The organism is Paraburkholderia sp. (assembly GCF_024281035.1).
In the GTDB taxonomy this organism is placed as follows: Bacteria; Pseudomonadota; Gammaproteobacteria; order Burkholderiales; family Burkholderiaceae; genus Paraburkholderia.
The window spans coordinates 22696-41804 of the sequence record NZ_JAMXLH010000028.1 but is presented as its reverse complement, the minus strand read 5'-3'; the positions used below and the strand labels follow the sequence as shown (position 1 = coordinate 41804).

The window sequence follows — 19109 nt, the reverse complement described above, 5'->3', positions numbered from 1 at the left end:
TGCAGTGGTATTGCGCTGGCCATGGCGTCAATGTAGGGGTTCGCGTGATCAGGGTAAATACCTGGGAAACGAATTCAGTATTCGTGCGGCGACAACAGTCGCCTCAGGTATTGATCGTATGAATCGAATGTTTAAGCGCGTAATGCGCGTGCGGGATGGACGAGCGTTGCGGGGACGTTTGCGTCCTGGGGCTGTCGTTTAGCGATAATCCGCGGCTTGCACTGCGGATTTCGATTTTTGTTTTCGACGGCTTGAACCGTTATTGCAACGCATCGTCACGATAAGGTTGCGTCCGGCACGTCGAGCACCAGGTCGGTCTGCGCGACCGCCACGCAGGTCAGCACGTAGCCTTCGGCCTTCTCCTCGCGGCTCAGCCCCGGCCATTCGATCGTAAAGCGGACTTTGCCGCTCACGACGCGGCACATGCACGTCCGGCACGTGCCGTTGCGGCACATGCGCGGCAGACGGATGCCGGCGAGGCGCGCCGCCTCCAGCAACGTGAGTTCCGGCGGCGCCTCGAACGTGACGCCGAGCGGCTCGATGCGCACGCGCGGCGTGCGCTTGCAATCGTCCGCGCTCACGAGATCGATACGCCCAACAACCGGCCCGCGCCCGCCGTAAAAGCCGCCGCGACGAGCCCGATCACAATTTGCCGCAACGCGGAAAACGTCGCGCTGCGCCCGTTGAAAAGCGACGTGAACACGCCGACTGCCGCGAGACCGATCGCGCTCAGCACGACCGACTGCACGATGGCCGATGTGCCGCGCGCCCATAGAAATGCGGCGGTGGGGAACGCCGCGCCGAGCGAAAAGAGACAAAACGACACCGCCGCCGCCGACCACGGATTGCCGCCCAGTTCCTTCGGATCGATGCCCAGTTCCTCGCGCGCGAGCGTGTCGAGCGCCTGATCGCGGTTGCGCATGATCTGCGCGGCGACGCGTCGCGATTCGTCGGCGTCGATGCCCTTCGCCTGGTAAATCAGCGCGAGTTCGTGGCGTTCGGCGTCGGGCGTGTTCTCGAGTTCGTCGGCTTCCCGCGCGAGCTGCGTGCGCGCGAGCTCACGCGCGTTGGTGACCGACAGCCATTCGCCGAGCGCCATCGAACACGCGCCCGCCACGAGCCCGGCGAGCCCCGTGAGCAGGATCGTGTGGTTGGCGCTGCCCGCGCCCGCGACGCCCATGATGAGGCAGAAGTTCGAGACGAGTCCGTCGTTGGCGCCGAGCACGGCGGCGCGCAGATCGTTGCCCGAGGTCGCGCCCTTGTGCCACGACTCGGCGGCGGCGATCTGCTCGCCTTTCGGGCGCTTGCGCGCGGTCCTGGCCGCGACGAACGACTGCACGATCGCCGCGTGCTGCTGTTCCTGCGCGGAGAGCTTTTCGGCGCCCGGTTCGTGCGCGTAGCGGTCGCGGTCGGCGTATTCGGCGGCGGCGACGGTCGGCAGCACGATCGACGGGCCGAATACGCGCGTGAGCGCCTGAAGCAGCCGCGTTTTCGCGCTGCGCCGATGCGTGCGCGGATGCACGCCGTTGGCCGCGAGCTTGTCGTGCCACACGCGCGCATGCTCGCGCTCGGACGCGGCGAGTTCGGCGAAGATCTTGCGGCGCCCTGTGTCCTGCTCGACGGCGGACAGCGTGTCGTAGACGGCGGCGCTATCGAGTTCGTCGGCGAGATTGCGCCTGAAGCGCTTGAGTTCCTGGGCAGAGGCCATGGCATGCGTGGGCGAGAGGATTCGGCAAGCTTAACCTGGTCGGCAGTTGACACACAGCTGACCCGCAGCTGACCCGCAGCCCGCCCGCCCGGCGGCAAGCAAACCGGATTGCACGCAAATTGAATGCATGTGCTGCGTTGCAATGCAGCACGTCGTGGAACGTCGCGCCGCGCGGTTTTGCGCTGCGTCATGATTCAGGATTGCTGACCGGCGTCGATCCCTCCGCGCGCCCGCAGATTCCGCTTGCGTTCATGCGCGCGAGTGCCAGGATGAAGAGAAGCGCGTAGCGGTCTCGCGCCCCGGCGGCGGCCGATGGACCGCGGCGGGCTCCGTTTGACGGAGTACATCATGGTGCATGGTGAATTGAGGATTGTGGGGGCGACGCTCGCCACGTTCGCCGCGCTGTTCGGCGTGGCACTGGTGCTTCACGGGCTGTTCTTCGACTTGAGCAACGTCGTGCTGTACGGAGCGGCAACCATTGGCGCGAGCGTCGTCGCGTTCGTCGTGATGCTGACCCTGTACCCGACGGATATCGAGGATCAGCAGCATCAGCAGCATCAGCAGCGGCATCGCGAAACGTAACGTGCGGTCGCGCGCGACGGTACTTCGCTGCGATGCGGCAAAAGCGCAGGTGCACGGGGTGCATCTGTGCGCGCACCGGACAGGGTAATGAGTAGGCAGGAAGCGGGCAGAAAGCGCGCAGGAAGCGTGTGGGAAGCGGGGTCGGGCGCGTGATTTCCCGACTGCGACAACGTCGGCCTTGCGACCCGTGTGAAGTCGTCTAAAGTAAATCCAATCAACCGGCGCAAACGTGTCGTCCGAGACGCGAACTGATGGCGGCTGATGAGATTCCGTGCGCGCCAGGGGAGGGGCAACAGCCGCGCGGCCCGCTCAACCTCAACCGAAGGCCTCGCCCATGCAGATCATTTTTCCGAAGGTAGTCCCCGAGTATTCGGGGCCCGACTTGACGCTGGCGTTTCCGGCGATGATCGATGGGCAGAGAGTGGAGTGCACGATCACGTCGGCGGCGCTGGAAGATCATTTCGGCGCAGCATCGCCCCGAGCCGAAGACATGCTCCACGCGTTCGACAACCATCGCGACCGGATCGAAGCCGTCGCGCGCCGGCTGTTGTCGGAAACCGATGCACGGTGCCGCGTGTTGCGTAGCGGGTATGTCCGTTTCGTACAGGCCAATATCGCCGCTTCCTGAGCTGTGTTTTGCGCCGCTTCTTCAGCCGCCTTGTGAGCCGCTTTTGGACCATGGCGAGCGCGTTGCGGCGCGCATCCCCTCGCGATCTTCATACGTACCGGGCGGCACGCCCGGTTTTGCTTTTGTGCGTCCGGACGTGCGCCTGGACGTGCACGAGCCGCGAGAGGAACGCGAGCAGGCGCTTCACATCGGTATCGGCGGGATGGAAGGCCACGGCGGATTCCAGTAAGCGCTTTTCAGGCCTTTATTCAGGCCTTTATTCAGGCCTTTAATCAGGCCGTCAATCAGGCCGTCAATCAGGCCGTCAATCAGGCCTTCAGATAGAAGAAGCGGAACAGGAACACCGCCGCGATGATCCACACGATCGGCTTGACCCCGCGCACGCGGCCGGTCAGCAGCTTCAGCGCGCCGTACGAGATGAAGCCGAACGCCACGCCATCGGCGATCGAATACGTGAACGGCATCGTGAGCGCGGTGAGCGCGGCGGGCACGGCCTCGGTGGCGTCTTCCCAGTCGAGCGCGGCGATCTCGCGCATCATCAGGCACGACACATAGAGCAGCGCGGGCGCGGTCGCGTAGCCGGGCACGACGCCCGCGAGCGGCGCGACGAACAGGCACGCGAGGAACAGCACGGCCACGGTCAGCGCGGTCACGCCGGTGCGGCCGCCCGCCTGCACACCCGAGGCGCTTTCGATGTACGCCGTCGTCGACGACGTGCCGAGCATCGAGCCCGCGAGAATCGCCGTGCTGTCGGCGAGCAGCGCGCGGTTCAGGCGGTGCATCTTGCCGTGCACGAGCAGCCCCGCGCGGTTGGCGACGCCCATCAGCGTGCCGGTGGCGTCGAACAGTTCGACGAGGAAGAACACGAGAATCACGTTGAGCACGCCCGTCGAGAGCGCGCCGCGAATGTCGAGTTGCAGGAAGGTCGGCGCAATCGAGGGCGGCGCGGAGAAGACGCCGTGGAACGCGTTGCCGCCGAAGAAGAACGAAAGAATGGTGACGCCCACGATGCCGATCAGGATCGCGCCGCGCACGCGCAGCACGTCGAGCGTGACGATTGCGAAGAAGCCGATGATCGCGAGGATCGTGTGCGGATCGTGCAGATTGCCGAGCGTGACGAGCGTGGCCGGGTTGCCCGTGACGACGCCCGCGCTCTTGAGCGAAATGAGCGCGAGAAAGAGACCAATACCGGCTGTGATCGAGACGCGGATCGAATGCGGAATGCCGTTGATGATGGCTTCGCGCACGCGCAGCAGCGTCACGATGAAGAACAGACACCCCGAGATGAACACGGCGCCGAGCGCCGCTTGCCACGTGAAGCCCATGCCCTTGACGACGGTGTAGGCGAAATAGGCGTTCAGGCCCATGCCGGGTGCGAGCGCGATCGGGTAGTTCGCGTAGAGGCCCATGATGATCGATGCGATTGCCGCGACCAGGCAGGTGGCGACGAACACCGATTCCTTCGGCATGCCCGCATCGCCGAGGATGGCCGGATTGACGAAGATGATGTAAGCCATCGTAAGGAAGGTGGTGATCCCGGCGAGGATTTCGGTACGCAGGTCGGTTCCTGCTTCTTCGAAGCCGAAATAGCGCTTGATGGCGTCCATGAGGATTGAGCCTTTGAGAGTCGAGCGGATGGTCTTGTTGTGGAGATCGGCGCCCGCGCGGATGGTGCGGCGACGGCGTCGCGGAGCCTGGAAACAGTCGGTTCCGGGCGGGATTGTAAACAAGCTTGACGGTCGCGGTGCCGAAATCCGGCCGTGGGCGTGGCGCAGGTGCGTCAGCGCGGGCGGCGGGTGGAGCTGGCCACGGCGCTGCCCGGCGATGTTGTGCGGGGCTTTCAGGATGCGCTGGCGCGAGGTGCGAGCCACGCGCCGGCGTTAGGAGATGTGCTGTCGAGGGGGAGGGTGTTATTGCTGCGGTTGCATCTGCGCCTGGCCCCCGGCGGCGCGTTCGGCGCGACGTTGCGCCACGATGGCGCCTGCGCGTTGTGCATTGGCCGGGTAGTGGATCCAGTCGAACGGGTCATAGCCTGCCTGAAGCCAGTCGACCAGATCGGCCTGCACCTGAGCGCGTGTCAGGGGAGCCTGGGAGCCGGCGGGCTGCGCCAGCGCAGCCGTCGAAGCTGCCGCGCCGGCTGCCACCAGCACGGCGAGCGTGATGCGAGAGAGGGGGGTCATGGTTATGCCTTTTGTATTAGGGATTACCCCTAAAAGTATAGGCGTTGTTGCGTTAAATCAAAGAAATCAAAGCGGAGTGACATGGCCGCGCGGGCGCGTGCGTCACGCGTCGTCTGGGCGTTGCGCGACCGTCCGCTGGCGCGCCAGCCGATAGTCGGCCGGGCGCATGCCGGTCCACTTGCGAAAGGCGCGGTGGAATGCGCTCGGCTCGGCGAAACCCACGGCTGCGGCGACGTCCGCGACCGAGCGGCGCGAATCCTGCAGCGCCGCGATCGCCAGGTCGCGCCGCAACGCGTCCTTGATCGACTGGCAACTGTGGCCCTCCTGTTTGAGCCGCCGCCGCAGCGTGGCGGGCGCGACGTTCAGGCGCCGCGCGATCGTATCGGCGTCCGGCCACGCCGTGGCCGGGAGCGCGCGCAGCGTCCGGCGCACGCGTGCCGCGAACGAACCCGGATTGCGGTACTTCACGACGAAGTTGCCGGGCGCGTTGCGCAGGAACGCCCGCACCGAACCGGGCGTCTGGATCACAGGCAGGTCGAGAAACGCCGGTGACAGGTCGACATACGAGGCGTCCTCGCCGAACGTCATGTCGTCGCAGAACATGAGCCGGTACTCGTCCACCGCATCCGGCGCCGCGCAGCGAAAACGCGCGGCGATGAGCGGAATGCGCCGCCCCACCAGCCAGCACACGAGCCCGTAGACGAGGATGAACCACGTCGCGTACGCGAAGATCGTCGGCGTGGCCGTGCCTTCGCGATGGACGAACGCGATGCGCACGCGTGCCGCGTCGATATCGACGTGACCGGCCAGGTCGTCGAGCATGAGCCGCATGAAGCTCACCGCGCGCTGCAGCGCCTGGCGGCCGGTGCGCGCGGTGAGCGCCGCGTGGGTCATCGCGACGAAGCTTCCGCTCTTCATCGCATGCGAATCCTGGCCGAAGAATTCGTCATCGAGCGCGTGCGCGATCCCGAGCCACAACGCGCCGTATTGCGCGGCGCTCACGCGCGCCCGAGGCGCTGCGAGCGCGGCCCGCGCAATGCCCGCGGCCTCGAGTATGGGCGCGACGTCGAGCTTGCGCTCGCGCGCCAGTGCGAGCGTCTCGTTGACGAGACTCATCGAGATGGTGCCTTTTTCGCTCAGCTTGACCGGTTTCGCGTTCGGCACGAAATGCATCTCCTGAAGGGTTGACGGAAGTGCTATGGTAAATCCGATCAACGACTTTGATCGTGGCGGACATGGAACGCCGTCGCGCGGATGCCTACACTTTTCTCAAGCGTTGCAATCGTGCGCGTGCGGCGCGACAGTGAGCGCAGCCCGCACGACGGGCCGCGTGTTTCGCCGCAATGCAGCACGCGCGCTTTGTGCAGAGATGTGTGCAGAGACAGGGAGGAGACAGACATGGACGAGTTCTATACCGAGGATCAACGGATGATCCGCGACGCCGCGCGCGACTTCGCGACGGAGCGTCTTGCGCCGAACGCAGCGCAATGGGATCGCGACGGCAAGCTGCCCGACGAGATCGTGAAGCAGTTGGGCGAGCTGGGCTTTCTCGGCATGATCGTGCCGCAGGAACTGGGCGGCTCGTACACCGACTACGTGGCTTATGCGCTCGCGATGGAGGAGATCGCCGCGGGTTGCGCATCATGCGCGACGCTCGTGAGCGTGCACAACTCGGTGGGCTGCGGGCCGATCCTGCAGTACGGCACCGAAGCGCAGAAGGACCGCTATCTGCGCAAGCTCGCCGCGGGCGAGATGATTGGCGCGTTCTGCCTGACCGAGCCGCAGGCCGGCTCCGAGGCCAACAATCTGCGCACGCGCGCGCGGCTGGTCGACGGCCAGTGGGTGCTCGACGGCAACAAGCAGTTCGTCACGAACGGCTCGCGTGCGCAGGTCGCGATCGTGTTTGCCGTCACCGATGCCGACGCGGGCAAGCGCGGCATTTCCGCCTTCATCGTCCCGACCGATACGCCGGGCTTCAACGTCGGCCCGACCGAGAAGAAGATGGGCATTCGCGCGTCTGACACCTGCCCGATCGCGCTCGATCACTGCACGATTCCCGAAGCCAATCTGCTCGGCCAGCGCGGCGAGGGCTTGAAGATCGCGCTGTCGAATCTCGAAGGCGGACGCATCGGCATCGCGGCGCAGGCGCTCGGCATCGCGCGTGCGGCGTTCGACGCGGCGCGCAACTACGCGCACGAGCGCGTGCAATTCGGCGAACCGCTCGTGCGGCACCAGAGCGTGGCGAACATGCTCGCCGACATGCACACGCGGATCAACGCCGCTCGCCTTCTCGTGCATCATGCGGCGCGGCTGCGCACGCTCGGCAAGCCGTGTCTTTCGGAGGCGTCGCAGGCGAAGCTCTACGCGTCCGAAATGGCCGAGGAAGTGTGCTCGCATGCGATCCAGATTCACGGCGGCTATGGGTTCCTCAACGATTACCCGGTGGAGCGTCACTACCGCGATGCGCGTATCACGCAGATTTATGAAGGCACCAGTGAGGTGCAGCGCATGGTGATTGCGCGGCAGCTTTAAGTGGGAAGGATTGCGAAGTAGCAGGTGAAGTACGGTTGATAGATTTGAATGGAATCAGAGAAAGCGCTGAAGCGCTTACTCTGATCGACAGGAGACGACGATGACCGGTTTTACCCCATCCGCGCAAGCCTTTCTCGACGCACGCGACCTGCTGCTGCGCCACCGCACCGACTACGCGCGCGCATACAGCGAATTCGCATGGCCGAAGCTCGATACGTTCAACTGGGCGCTCGATTACTTCGACGTCATGGCGCGCGGCAACGATAACCCGGCCCTCTGGATCGTCGACGATCCCGCAGGCGGCGGCACGCGTCTTTCATTCGCGCAGATGTCCGAGCGCTCTTCGCGCATGGCGAACTTCCTGCGCGAACATGGCGTCGCGCGCGGCGACCGCCTGCTGCTCATGCTGCCGAACCGCGCCGAACTCTGGGACGTCATGCTCGCGGCGATGAAGCTTGGCGCCGTGGTCCTGCCCGCCACCACGCAGCTTTCGCCCGACGACGTGCGCGAGCGCGTAGAGACGGGCGGCGCGCGTTACGTCATCGTCGATGCGGCGGAACTCGGCAAATTCGATGCGCTCGCATCCAGCGTGAAGCGCATTTCAGTCGGCGCGCAGCGCGACGGCTGGATCGACCTCTCGCGCGCCAGCGAAGCGAGCGCCACGTTCGTACCGGACGGCCCGACGCGCGCGAGCGATCCGATGCTGCTTTACTTCACCTCGGGCACGACGTCGAAGCCGAAGCTCGTCGAACACACGCACGAGAGCTACCCGGTCGGTCATCTTTCGACGATGTACTGGGTCGGCCTCATGCCCGGCGACGTGCACTGGAACATCAGCTCGCCGGGCTGGGCCAAGCACGCGTGGAGCTGCTTTTTCGCGCCCTGGAACGCACAGGCCTGCGTGTTCGTCTACAACTACGCGCGCTTCGTGCCGAAAGACACGCTGAACGCGCTCGTGCAATGCGGCGTGACCACGCTGTGCGCGCCGCCCACGGTGTGGCGCATGCTCGTGCAGGAGCCGCTCGCCACGTATCCGGTGAAGCTGCGCGAGATCATCGGCGCGGGCGAGCCGCTCAATCCCGAGGTTATCGAGCGCGTGCGCCACGCGTGGAATATCACGATCCGCGACGGCTATGGCCAGACCGAAACCACCTGCCAGATCGGCAATTCGCCGGGCCAGCACGTCGTGCCCGGTTCGATGGGCCGCCCGCTGCCGGGCTATCGCATCGAACTCGTCGATCCCGACGACCAGCTCGCGACCGAAGGCGAGATCGCGCTGCCGCTCGCGCACCGCCCGCTCGGGCTCATGACGGGCTATGCGAACAACGCGAACGCCACCGAATACGCGATGCGCAACGGCTACTACCACACGTCCGATGTCGCCATGCGCCGCGAAGACGGCTACTACGTCTACGTTGGCCGCGCCGACGACGTGTTCAAGTCATCCGATTACCGGCTGAGCCCGTTCGAACTGGAAAGCGTGCTGATCGAGCACGAGGCGATTGCCGAGGCAGCCGTCGTGCCGAGCCCCGATGCGCTGCGTCTTTCGGTGCCGAAGGCCTTTGTGATCGTGCGCAACGGCTATGAGGCCGGTCCCGATCTCGCACGCGAAGTGTTTCGCTTCTCGCGCGAAAAGCTCGCGCCTTACAAGCGGATTCGCCGCCTGCAGTTCAGCGATCTGCCCAAGACGATCTCTGGCAAGATTCGTCGCGTGGAACTGCGTCGCCGCGAAATGGACCGTCCTGCCGACACCGCGCGTTTGCCCGACGAGTACTGGGAAGAGGATTTCCCCGAACTGCGCTAATTCCGACCGGAGTATCACGCATGATCGAATTCGAATACGCGCATGATGGCGCCGTCGCCATCATTACGCTTACGCGTCCGCCCGCGAACGCGTTCACCGTCGACGGTCTGTTGCAGCTGCAACAGGTTGTCGAAGCGTTCAACGTGCAGCACAAGGTGCGCGCCGTGGTCATCACGGGCAGCGGGCCGAAGTTCTTCAGCGCGGGCGCCGACCTCAACCAGTTCGCCGACGGCAAGCGCGACGTGGCACGCGAAGCGGCCCGCGCGTTCGGCACGGCGTTCGAAACGCTGCAGAATGCGCGGCCCGTCGTGATCGCCGCCATCAACGGCTACGCGATGGGCGGCGGCCTCGAATGCGCGCTGGCCTGCGATATCCGCATCGCCGAATCTCATGCGCAGATGGCGCTGCCCGAGGCCAGCGTGGGCCTGCTGCCGTGCGGCTGCGGCACGCAAACGCTGCCCTGGCTCGTCGGCGAGGGCTGGGCCAAGCGCATCATCCTCACGGGCGAGCGCGTGGATGCGGCGACCGCATTGCGCATCGGCCTCGTCGAAGAGGTCGTCGCGACCGGCGGCGCGCGCGAAGCCGCGGTCGCGATGGCCGCGCGCGTGGCCTTGCAGAGTCCGCATTCGGTCACATTCAGCAAGACGCTGATTCATCAGGCGCGCCACGGCGTGCCGCGCGGCGCGGCGTTGGCGCTCGAGCGCGAGCGCTTTGTCGATCTGTTCGATTCCCCGGATCAGCGCGAAGGCGTCAATGCATTCCTCGAAAAGCGCAAACCGCGCTGGCATATTGAAACGGAGAGCTAAGTAATGAGTGCAACACCCGCTTCCTTGCAGACCACTCAGGAAGCTGAAGTGCTGTATCGCGTCGTCAACCGCGTCGCGATCGTGACGCTCAATCGTCCCGCGGCGCTCAATGCGCTTTCGCACGCGATGGTGCGGGAGCTGGCTTCAGTGATCGAGCGCGTGCGCGCCGACGACGAAATCGTCGCGATGGTCCTCAACGGCGCCGGTTCAAAAGGCTTTTGCGCGGGCGGCGACGTGCGGGCGCTATACCAGCTGGCGCGGCAAGGCGAGGTGCTCGGCGAGACGGGCTGGAGGCAGTTCTTCGTCGACGAATACCGGCTCGATTACGCGCTGCACACGTTTTCCAAGCCTATCGTCGCGCTGCTCGACGGTGTGACGATGGGCGGCGGAATGGGCCTCGGCCAGGCCGCGACGCTGCGGATCGCAACCTCGCGTACGAAGATCGCGATGCCGGAGACGCGCATCGGCTTGCTGCCCGATGTCGGCGCAACGCATTTCCTGGCGTCGATGCCGGTGGAGATGGAACTCTACGTGGGCCTGACCGGCGTGATGCTGTCCGGTGCGGACGCGCTCCACTGCAGTCTTGCCGATATCTGCGTGCCGGGCGAATGGATCGACGGATTCGAAGCGCGGCTTGCCGAGGCGTCGATGGAAGGCGGCGCGAATGCGATGCTGCGCCGCGTGTTCGACGCGCCGTGCCACGATGCACAGCCCGCTGCGCTCGCCACCCTTTCAGCGCACGCGCCGCTGATCGAGCAGTACTTCACGCGGCGCGGGACGGTGGAGCAGATCGTCCACGCGTTGCAGACGGATCTCGCCGACGAAACCGCGCCGGCGGACGCGCAGGCGTGGCGGAAGGCGACGCTCGACGCGCTCACGCACTACTCGCCGACGATGCTCGAAGTCACGCGCGAAGCGCTGCTGCGCGGCCGCCAGTTGACGCTCGCGGAGAGCTTCCGCATGGAACTCGGGATTGTGTCGCGCGCGATCGAAGAGGGGGATTTCTGCGAGGGCGTGCGCGCGCATCTCGTGGACAAGGACCGCACGCCGCGCTGGGCTCCGGCCACGCTGCCCGAAGTGCGTCCCGAGAGCGTGCAGCATTTTCTCGCGTCGCCCTGGCGCAGCGAAGTTCATCCGCTCGCGGATCTGGGCGCTTAAGAAGGTTGTGCGCGCAGGTTGCATGCGCAGGTTGCATGATCAGCCTGCACGAGCAGACTGCAATGCGCGGCGCGCGCGACGGCCCTCAGGGCTGCGGCGCGCTGCTTTCCGTCGCGCCGCCCGGAAGCTCACAGATAGCTGCAGACGTAGTCGAGCGTTTCGATCACGTCGATATCGAAGCGGCTCTTGCCCGGCACCTCGAACGTGTCGCCCGCGCCATAGGTTTTCCATTCGCTGCTGCCGTCGAGTCGGATGCGGCATTGGCCCGCCTGCACTTCCATCAATTCGGGCGCATCGGTGCCGAAATTGAGCGTGCCGGGCAGGATCACGCCGAGCGTCTTGCGGCTGCCGTCGGCGAACAGCACCGTGTGCGAGACGCACTTGCCGTCGAAATAGACGTTGGCGCGTTTGAGAACGGAAACCTGATCGAATTGCGTGGTGGTTGTCATGGCGGTCTTCCTCTGAGTCGTCTTGATTGGATTCGGGGTTCGCTGGCAACCGCGCGGCAACCGCGCGATGCGTTGCACGCTGTGGTGCATGCTGCTGCTGCTGCCGCGCGCTCGCGCGAAACGAGCCCGATATCATACCGGCCACGCCCGCCATAAGCGATTTTCCGGCTGCGCGGGCGAGAAGCCCGCGCCCGCGCGCTTATTCCGGCCTGGCCGACACGGAAGCCTCGGCGGTCAGCAGCAAGAACGTGAAGCTCTCTTGCAGATAGAGGCGCACGCTCTGGTCGTCGTGGCTCAGATAGCCGATCGACACATCCTGGCCCAAATGGAACGCGAAGTCGCCGCCGCGCGTGCTGAGGATGCTGGCTCCGGCGATGGCGGGCACGAGGATGATTTCGCCGCTCACGAGGTGGCGCAGGTGTTCGAGGACCGGATAGCCGCGGTCGCTCGCTTCGCTCACGGCCGTATAGGCCTCCGGGCCGAGCAGCACCGTGTACGGGCCGTCCACGCCTTGCAGGCGCAGCTCTTCGAGGGCATTCGCGATGAGCGCGGGGTAGTCGGTGGCGTTCGTGGGCAGCGCCAACACCGGGTTCGACGAGCCTTCGCGGAGGCCCGTGATCTGCGCCGCGCGGTAGCCGTCGAAGATCGCGCGGTCTTCCGCGAAGGCGAGCCGCATGGCCGCGTCCTTGGCGGGTTGCCAGTCGGAGTCTTCGGCGCCGCGCTCGACGTCGTCGATCGCCTCGCGCGACAGCACGAACGGCACGCGCAGTTCGACCAGCGGCCGCATCTCGCGCTGGCGCGCACGCATGCCTTCGAGCGGCGCTTCGATGCCGATCTGGCGGCCCGTGCCGACCCCCGCGAGATCGGAGCCGCCCGGACCCGTCACATCGACAACCCGGCGGCCCGCGACGAGGCGCTTGAATGTGCGCGCAACTTCTTCTTCGATCTGCGACCAGGCCGCCGTGGAAATGGGCGCCAGTTCTCGATGGAGGTTATTCATACCGTGGTGCTCCTTTGAGGGATCCGATGGCAAGCGAGCCGTCGGCGGACGTTGCAGCGGCGGGGGCAACAGTGGGGGCAACAGCGGGTGTCGCGATGGACTGCGCGGCGGGCGGCTCGCGCCCGGCGAGCGCTTTGAGCAGCGGTTCGGACGGCACGAAGAAGAGCCCGCCCGTCACGGCGCGGCTGAAGTCGAGCAGGCGGTCGTAATTGCCGGGCGGCAAGCCGACGAACATGTTTTCGAGCATCTGTTCGATGGGCTGCGGCGAGCGCGCGTAGCCGATGAAGTAGGTGCCGAATTCGCCCTTGCCGGGCTGGCCGAACGGCATGTTGTCGCGCAGGATCTTGATCTCGTCGCCATCGGCGTCTTCGAGCGTCGTGAGCGAACTGTGCGACCAGCCCGGCTTCACGGCGTCGCCGAGTTCGATGTCCTGCAGCTTCGTGCGGCCGATGATGTGCTCCTGCGCCTCCACCGGCAGTGCGTTCCAGCTTTTCATGTCGTGCAGGTACTTCTGCACCAGCACGTAGCTGCCGCCCGCGAAGCCTGGGTCGGCGTCGCCGATCACCGTGAAATGCGCGGCCTCGTCGCCGACCGGATTTTCCGTGCCGTCGACAAAACCGATGATCGCGCGCATGTCGAAGTTGCGAAAGCCGTGGACTTCGTCCACGGTCGTCACCGCGCCTTCCAGGCGGGTCATCAACTGCGTCGCCAGTTCGAAACACAGGTCGGTCTGATCGGCGCGGATATGCACGAGCAGATCGCCCGGCGTCGCCACGGCGACGCGCTCGCCCGAGCCGAATTCGCGAAACGGATGCAGTTCGGCAGGACGCGGCGCGCCGAAGAGACGATTCCATGCCTCGGAGGCGAAGCCCACGACGCAGCTGAGATTGCCCGCAGGCACGCGTTTGCCTACCGCACGCGTGAGATTCGCGACATCCGCGCACCAGGCGCGCACGGTAGCGTGGCTGGCGTCGTCGTCGTTGACGGTCGCGACGATGAAGAACGCGCTGCGCGTAACGGAAGTGGAAACGGACTGGGGTTGGGGCGGGGCGCTGGATGGCGTCATGGTCAGATGGATTCCCTGGCGTAGGTCGAAAAGGAAAAACCCCGTGAGCGCATAGTGTAGTCAACTGGCGAAAAGGGCGTTTGCAGGCGGGGCGTGCCGCATGCGACGATAGTCGTCATCCTGGCACTGGAGATGGATCATGTGGGATCACACCGAGCACGAAGGCTTCGAAATCTGGGTGCTGCCGATTCCGGCTTTCGGGCCGCGCTCGCCGGAACCGCTGTTTCACTACAGCGGCTATATCTGCCGCCACGGCGCCGACGCGCATCTGGAAGGGCAAAGCATTCGCTTTCACGACATGATGCGCAACTTCACCGGGGCCGACTCGGCGCTCGATGCCGCCTACGCCGACGCGCGCAAGCGCATCGACCGCTTCCGTGCGAACGGAAGCTGGGCGGAACGCGTGGATTGACGGGAACGCCGCGGTTTTTGCCGCATCCGGAGGGCCGCGCACGGTATGCCGAAGAAGGGCGAAGGGTGCCGCAGCAATGCGGCGCTTCGTTCGGCCAGTGCGGCTAGTGGCTACCGCTTTTCCGAAGCGATCAGCGTGACCGGCCGGCCTTCGCAGCGAGCCCCGCCCGGCACCGTGAGCACGCGCCATGCCATGGGTTCGCCCGCCGCCGCGAGGTCGAGCGCGCTGCCGTCCTCCTCGGGCGAGGCCGTGAGCACGTTGAACGGCCACGACCCGCGCCGCAGCCGCTCGTGGATCAGCGAGCCGGTCCAGATCGGCACCGCGCCGCTGCTGCCATTGCTGCCGCCGTCGTTGGGCATCAATGCGTAGCCCGTCGGCCAGAAGCGCAGCACGTCACGCCGGCTGCCCAGGTGCGCGGGGTCGGCGGGAACCGGGGCGCGCTCGAACACGAGCGGTGACGGCAGGCCGTTGTGCAGCTTGGGCAGCAGCGGCAGCGACAGCACGTCCACCTGCGGCGCCACGAGCGAGAGCAGATTGCGCATCGAGAAATGCGCGCCCTCGCGCCAGCCCGCGTCGCGCAGCGATGCGCGCAGGCCGTCGGCGTCGGCGGCCCACTGGAGCGTCATCGGTTCGCGGCGCTCGCCCTTCATGTCGAGCCGGTAGCACGCGAAAGTCTTCCACATCGAATCGGTCCAGGCCATCTGCGTGATGACGAGCGGCGGCGTTTCGACGGGCGGCACCTTGCGCAGTTCCGTGCCGCGCTGCAGGCCGAACGCCGCGGCCAGCACGACGAGCACCACGGCGGGCATGAACAGGCGCTGCGTCGGACGGTGCGGATAGCGCCACAGCGACATCAGCACGACGGCCGCGACCCAGATCGACGCGAGCGCCGCGCCGCCGATCGCGTCGGAGAACAGGAAACGCTCGAAATACAGCCCCGCGAACGTCACGGCCACGATGATCACGTTGCCGAACGAGGCCACCATGGCGGCCTGCACCCGGTTGGCGCGGCGCACCAGCAGGAACATCAGGAAGCCGTAGACGATCACCATCGACGTCACGCGGTCGCTCGGGAACACGAAGGCCGCGACGCTCTCGCTGCTCGGCAGCGCGTGATGGACCGCAAGGCGGATCGCGAGAATCACCAGCTGCGAGACCGCCGCCGCCGTGACCCAGTACGCCACCGAGCGCAGGCGCCGCTCGAGCGCCATCCAGACGGTGACGGTCAGGATGAGCGCCGCGAGCGTCACATTGCTGCCGAGCGTTTCGATGCGCGCGAGCGCGGCGTCGGCCCAGACACTGTGGATCGAGCGCAGGAACTGACGCACGGACTGGTCGATCTGCATGAGCGGATCGCCGCGCAGCACATTGCTCAGCACATACGAAAAGATCGCCGCGAAAACCGGCACGAGGCCCGTGATCATGACGATGGCGCCCAGCGCGGGCTGCTGCGGGTCGAGCAGGCGCTGGAGCCGCCGTGCCGCCGCGCCGTGGTGCCGCAGCGCCCAGCGTGCGGCGGCGCGGCGCGAGGCGCTCGCCCATGCGTCGATATGCTGGAGCAGGATGCGCGTGATGCGCCAGATGAGCCAGCCCGCGAGCGCGAGGATCAGCGCGATCACGACGAGCCGGAACGACACCACGCCCGCGATCTGCAGCGAGGCGCCGAACACCACGCCCGGCAGGATGTGCGCGGGCGCCCAGATGAGCGCGGACAGCACATTCATCGTGAGAAAGCGCATCGGCGTCATGCCGGCCATGCCGGCGACAACCGGCACGACCGCGCGCAGCGGCGCGACGAAGCGCGCAAGGATCACGCTGCGTGCGCCCTGGCTCGCGAAATAGGCTTTCGCCTTGGCGAGGATCTCGGGGTAGCGCGAGAACGGCCAGATCTCGGTGAGCGAGTCGCGATAGCGATGGCCGATCCAGTAGCTCAGGGCGTCGCCCGCCACGGCGCCCGCGATGGCCGCGACGAACAGCCAGCCGAGATTGACCGTGCCCGTCCCGACGAACGCGCCCGCAATGAACATGGCCGTGCTGCCCGGAATGAACGTGCCGATGATCGCCATCGATTCGAGGAAGGCCGCCGCGAACACGAAAATGAGCAGCCACTCGGCATGGTCGGCGAGCAGGTGCAGCAGGTGGGCGTAGGCGTGCTCCATCGACGGGCCGGGCTGGGTGGCGATTGGGGGAACGTGCGGGTGACATCGGCAATATACCCGTGTGCACGCCCGGGCGTACGGCGGGGGGCGGATCGCATCGTGGCGCGCCCAACGAAACATGCCGTCAAGCGCGTGCGGCGTGCGCACGCCTCACGAAGCGTCCGGCAGGGCACCCGCCGGATCAGATCACGCCTTTGTCCTTCAACGCGTCGATGGCGTCTTCGGACATCCCGAGCACCGACTGCAGTACGTCGCGCGTGCCTTCGCCCAGTTGCGGCGGCGCGCGCCGCACGGGCATGCGCTCGCCGTCGAAGCGCCACGGCGGCGCGAGCACCGGCACCGTGCCGCTCTCCGTGTGCGGGTGCGTCTGTGTAGTGACAAGGCCCGCTGCGCTCGCGCGCTCCGAGAGCAGCGCTTCGCGCAGCCCGGCCACTTCGCCGCACGGAATGCCCGCGCGCGAGAGCCGTTCGAGCAGCAGTGCGCGTGGCCGTCTACGCAGTTCGTGCGTGAGCTCGGGCAGCAGTTCGGCGCGATTGTGCGCGCGTTGAATGTTGGTCTTGAAGCGCTCGTCGTCGGCAAGATCGGGCCGCTCGATCACGTCGCGGCAAAAGCGCTCGTACTGGCTGTTGTTGCCGACCGTGATCACGAGCGGACCGTCCGCCGCATCGAACACGCCGTAAGGCACGATCGACGGATGCGCATTGCCGTAGCGCGGCGGATCTTCACCTTGCAAGAGCGCTTCGAGGCCGTAGTAGGCCGTGATCATGAGCCCGCAGTCGAACAGCGCCATTTCGATGTGACGTCCGCGCCCGGTGCGCTCGCGCTCGAAGAGCGCGGCGAGCATCGCCTGCGCCGAGTACATGCCGGTGAACAGATCCACCGCCGCGACGCCGAACTTCAGCGGCGGCTGGCCGGCTTCGCCGTTCATCGCCATGAGACCGGCTTCGCCCTGCACGACAAGGTCGTAACCGGGGCGCGACGCTTCGGGGCCGGTGCGGTCGTAGCCCGAGATCGAGCAATAGATGAGACGCGGATTCTCGCGGCTCAGCGTTTCGTAGCCGAGCCCGAGTTTTTCCGCACCGCCGAAGCGGAAATTCTGGATCACGACGTCACAGGTCTTCGCGAGATCCTGTGCGATGCGCTGGCCTTCGGGCGTTTGCAGATCGAGCGTCACCGAACGCTTGTTGCGGTTCACGCTGTTGAAATACGCGGTCTCGGTCACGCCGACGCGCACGCCCCAGTCGCGCGTATCGTCGCCGCGGCCCGGATGCTCGACCTTGATGACTTCCGCGCCGAGGTCGCCGAGCACCATCCCGCTCCACGGTCCCGCCAGAATGCGGGAAAGGTCGAGTACGCGCACGCCAGCGAGCGGCAAGGTTCGGGTGTCGGTCTGCATCAGCAAGTGATCCTTGTTCGTTGGCGGGGCGCGTCCCGCCGGGTTTGGTGCTACGTCACGTTCATCACGTTCGGGCCTCCGCGCGGCCCGGTGCGCCCAGTGCGATGTAGCGCGCAAGATGATGATCCTCGTCGCCGAGCTGATGATCGATCATGACGAGACGCTTCGCGTAGTGCGAGAGCCGCAGCTCCCACGTCATGCCGATGCCGCCGTGCAACTGGATCGACTCCTCGGCGACGCGCGCGCCGATGCGTCCAATCGAATATTTCGCCGCCGACAACGCGCGTTCGCGTTCGCCGCGCGGCGCGTCGATGGCCGCCGCCGCGTTGATGACTGCCGAGCGCGCCTGCTCGATTTCGAGCAGCAGGTCGGCCATGCGATGCTGCAACGCCTGGAAGCTGCCGATCGGCACGCCGAACTGCTTGCGCGTGCGCAGGTATTCGAGCGTGTCGTCGCGCGCGACGTCCATCGCGCCGACCGCTTCGGCGGCGAGCGCGAGCAGGCCGTAACCGGTTGCGTGCTCAAGCGTCGCGAAGCCGCTGCCCTCGGCGCCGACCAGCGCGTCCATTCCAAGCGTCACTTCATCGAGCGCGACTTCGGCGGCACGCCCGCCGTCGATCTTCCGATAGCCGCGCACCTTCACGCCATCTGCACCACGCGGCACGAGAAAGAGCGAGATGCCTGCTTCGTCGCTTTCGTTGCCTGGCTGATCGAGCGCCGTGCGCGCGGAAACGAGCAGCACGTCCGCCTGTTCGCCGTGCTGCACGACGCCCTTCGCGCCCTGCAGCACCCAGCCGTCGCCGCGTTTGACCGCGCGTGTCGCGACGCGCGCGGCCTCGTAGTGCGAACCGGGCTCGTCGTGCGCGAGCGCGGCGATCAGCGAACCGTCGATCAGCGCGGCAAGCTGCGCCTGCTGCGCGTCGCTGCCCGCATGCGCGAGCGCGCGCCCGACGATCAGCGTATCGAGAAACGGCTCGACCACGAGCCCGCGCCCGAGCGCTTCGAACACGACGGCCACATCGAAACCCTCGCCGCCGAATCCGCCGTGCGCTTCGGGAAAGAGCGCGCCGATCGTGCCGAGTTCGGCGAAACGGCGCCACATGTCGGCGCTGAAACCTTCATCGGAGCGCGCGATTTTATCGCGTGTGTCGAAGCCGTACTGATCGGCGATGAAGCGGTTGAGCGAATCCGCGAGCATCCGGCGCTCTTCAGTGTGCTGAAAATTCATG

At 66.4% G+C, this 19109-nt stretch carries 19 protein-coding genes; 7 read left to right on the top strand and 12 right to left on the bottom strand.

The window, feature by feature from the left end; translation table 11 throughout:
* Positions 1–275: 275 nt before the first annotated feature.
* Positions 276–581: a 2Fe-2S iron-sulfur cluster-binding protein gene (locus Q0L30_RS08795; protein ID WP_296653994.1), complete on the bottom strand. Its 306-nt coding sequence runs from the start codon at positions 579–581 to the stop codon at positions 276–278.
* Positions 578–1708 (bottom strand): VIT1/CCC1 transporter family protein, encoded by a 1131-nt coding sequence (locus Q0L30_RS08790; protein ID WP_296653991.1) that lies wholly within the window; start codon positions 1706–1708, stop codon positions 578–580. The genes Q0L30_RS08795 and Q0L30_RS08790 overlap by 4 nt, the downstream gene beginning before the upstream one ends.
* Before the next feature lie 348 nt (positions 1709–2056).
* Between Q0L30_RS08790 and Q0L30_RS08785 the strand changes: the two genes are divergently transcribed.
* Entirely contained in the window at positions 2057–2290 is a 234-nt protein-coding gene (locus Q0L30_RS08785) for a DUF2964 family protein (protein WP_296653988.1), read from the top strand.
* A 334-nt stretch (positions 2291–2624) separates the two neighbouring features.
* Positions 2625–2918 carry a DUF1488 domain-containing protein gene (locus Q0L30_RS08780; RefSeq protein ID WP_293041078.1) on the top strand — a complete coding sequence of 98 codons (294 nt, stop codon included), beginning with the start codon at positions 2625–2627 and terminating at the stop codon, positions 2916–2918.
* An 88-nt stretch (positions 2919–3006) separates the two neighbouring features.
* Here the strand turns inward: Q0L30_RS08780 and Q0L30_RS08775 are convergent, their stop codons facing one another.
* The 4 genes from Q0L30_RS08775 to Q0L30_RS08760 form a co-directional block, all read right to left on the bottom strand.
* Positions 3007–3132 (bottom strand): hypothetical protein, encoded by a 126-nt coding sequence (locus Q0L30_RS08775; RefSeq protein WP_296653981.1) that lies wholly within the window; start codon positions 3130–3132, stop codon positions 3007–3009.
* Between the two features lie 94 nt (positions 3133–3226).
* Positions 3227–4525 carry an NCS2 family permease gene (locus Q0L30_RS08770; protein ID WP_296653978.1) on the bottom strand — a complete coding sequence of 433 codons (1299 nt, stop codon included), beginning with the start codon at positions 4523–4525 and terminating at the stop codon, positions 3227–3229.
* Between the two features lie 303 nt (positions 4526–4828).
* Positions 4829–5098, bottom strand: coding sequence for a DUF4148 domain-containing protein (locus Q0L30_RS08765; protein ID WP_296653976.1), 270 nt, complete (start codon positions 5096–5098; stop codon positions 4829–4831).
* Between the two features lie 102 nt (positions 5099–5200).
* The gene (locus Q0L30_RS08760) at positions 5201–6214 is read right to left on the bottom strand and encodes an AraC family transcriptional regulator (RefSeq protein ID WP_296654136.1); all 1014 of its coding nucleotides are present in this window, start codon (positions 6212–6214) and stop codon (positions 5201–5203) included.
* 282 nt (positions 6215–6496) lie between these two features.
* Between Q0L30_RS08760 and Q0L30_RS08755 the strand changes: the two genes are divergently transcribed.
* From Q0L30_RS08755 to Q0L30_RS08740, 4 genes are all read left to right on the top strand, one after another.
* On the top strand, positions 6497–7630 hold the full coding sequence (locus Q0L30_RS08755; protein ID WP_296653974.1) for an acyl-CoA dehydrogenase: 1134 nt from the start codon (positions 6497–6499) through the stop codon (positions 7628–7630).
* A gap of 100 nt (positions 7631–7730) precedes the next feature.
* Positions 7731–9434 (top strand): AMP-binding protein, encoded by a 1704-nt coding sequence (locus Q0L30_RS08750; RefSeq protein WP_296653969.1) that lies wholly within the window; start codon positions 7731–7733, stop codon positions 9432–9434.
* A gap of 20 nt (positions 9435–9454) precedes the next feature.
* Positions 9455–10240: an enoyl-CoA hydratase gene (locus Q0L30_RS08745; protein ID WP_296653966.1), complete on the top strand. Its 786-nt coding sequence runs from the start codon at positions 9455–9457 to the stop codon at positions 10238–10240.
* Between the two features lie 3 nt (positions 10241–10243).
* A complete protein-coding gene (locus Q0L30_RS08740; RefSeq protein WP_296653964.1) occupies positions 10244–11398 on the top strand; it encodes an enoyl-CoA hydratase/isomerase family protein in 1155 nt (384 codons plus the stop codon).
* A gap of 128 nt (positions 11399–11526) precedes the next feature.
* Here Q0L30_RS08740 and Q0L30_RS08735 read toward each other — a convergent pair whose 3' ends face one another.
* The 3 genes from Q0L30_RS08735 to Q0L30_RS08725 all read right to left on the bottom strand — a co-directional run bounded on the left by Q0L30_RS08735 (position 11527) and on the right by Q0L30_RS08725 (position 13913).
* Positions 11527–11847: a pyrimidine/purine nucleoside phosphorylase gene (locus Q0L30_RS08735; protein ID WP_296653961.1), complete on the bottom strand. Its 321-nt coding sequence runs from the start codon at positions 11845–11847 to the stop codon at positions 11527–11529.
* 199 nt (positions 11848–12046) lie between these two features.
* The gene (locus tag Q0L30_RS08730) at positions 12047–12847 is read right to left on the bottom strand and encodes a family 1 encapsulin nanocompartment shell protein (RefSeq protein ID WP_296653959.1); all 801 of its coding nucleotides are present in this window, start codon (positions 12845–12847) and stop codon (positions 12047–12049) included.
* Positions 12840–13913, bottom strand: coding sequence for a Dyp-type peroxidase (locus Q0L30_RS08725; RefSeq protein WP_296653956.1), 1074 nt, complete (start codon positions 13911–13913; stop codon positions 12840–12842). The genes Q0L30_RS08730 and Q0L30_RS08725 overlap by 8 nt, the downstream gene beginning before the upstream one ends.
* Before the next feature lie 139 nt (positions 13914–14052).
* Between Q0L30_RS08725 and Q0L30_RS08720 the strand changes: the two genes are divergently transcribed.
* On the top strand, positions 14053–14325 hold the full coding sequence (locus tag Q0L30_RS08720; RefSeq protein WP_296653952.1) for a hypothetical protein: 273 nt from the start codon (positions 14053–14055) through the stop codon (positions 14323–14325).
* Positions 14326–14435: 110 nt separating this feature from the next.
* Here the strand turns inward: Q0L30_RS08720 and Q0L30_RS08715 are convergent, their stop codons facing one another.
* The 3 genes from Q0L30_RS08715 to Q0L30_RS08705 all read right to left on the bottom strand — a co-directional run bounded on the left by Q0L30_RS08715 (position 14436) and on the right by Q0L30_RS08705 (position 19108).
* Positions 14436–16484, bottom strand: coding sequence for a VTT domain-containing protein (locus tag Q0L30_RS08715; RefSeq protein WP_296653949.1), 2049 nt, complete (start codon positions 16482–16484; stop codon positions 14436–14438).
* Positions 16485–16665: 181 nt separating this feature from the next.
* The gene (locus tag Q0L30_RS08710) at positions 16666–17880 is read right to left on the bottom strand and encodes a CaiB/BaiF CoA-transferase family protein (RefSeq protein WP_296653947.1); all 1215 of its coding nucleotides are present in this window, start codon (positions 17878–17880) and stop codon (positions 16666–16668) included.
* A gap of 64 nt (positions 17881–17944) precedes the next feature.
* The gene (locus Q0L30_RS08705; protein WP_296653943.1) at positions 17945–19108 is read right to left on the bottom strand and encodes an acyl-CoA dehydrogenase; all 1164 of its coding nucleotides are present in this window, start codon (positions 19106–19108) and stop codon (positions 17945–17947) included.
* Position 19109: the final 1 nt, after the last annotated feature.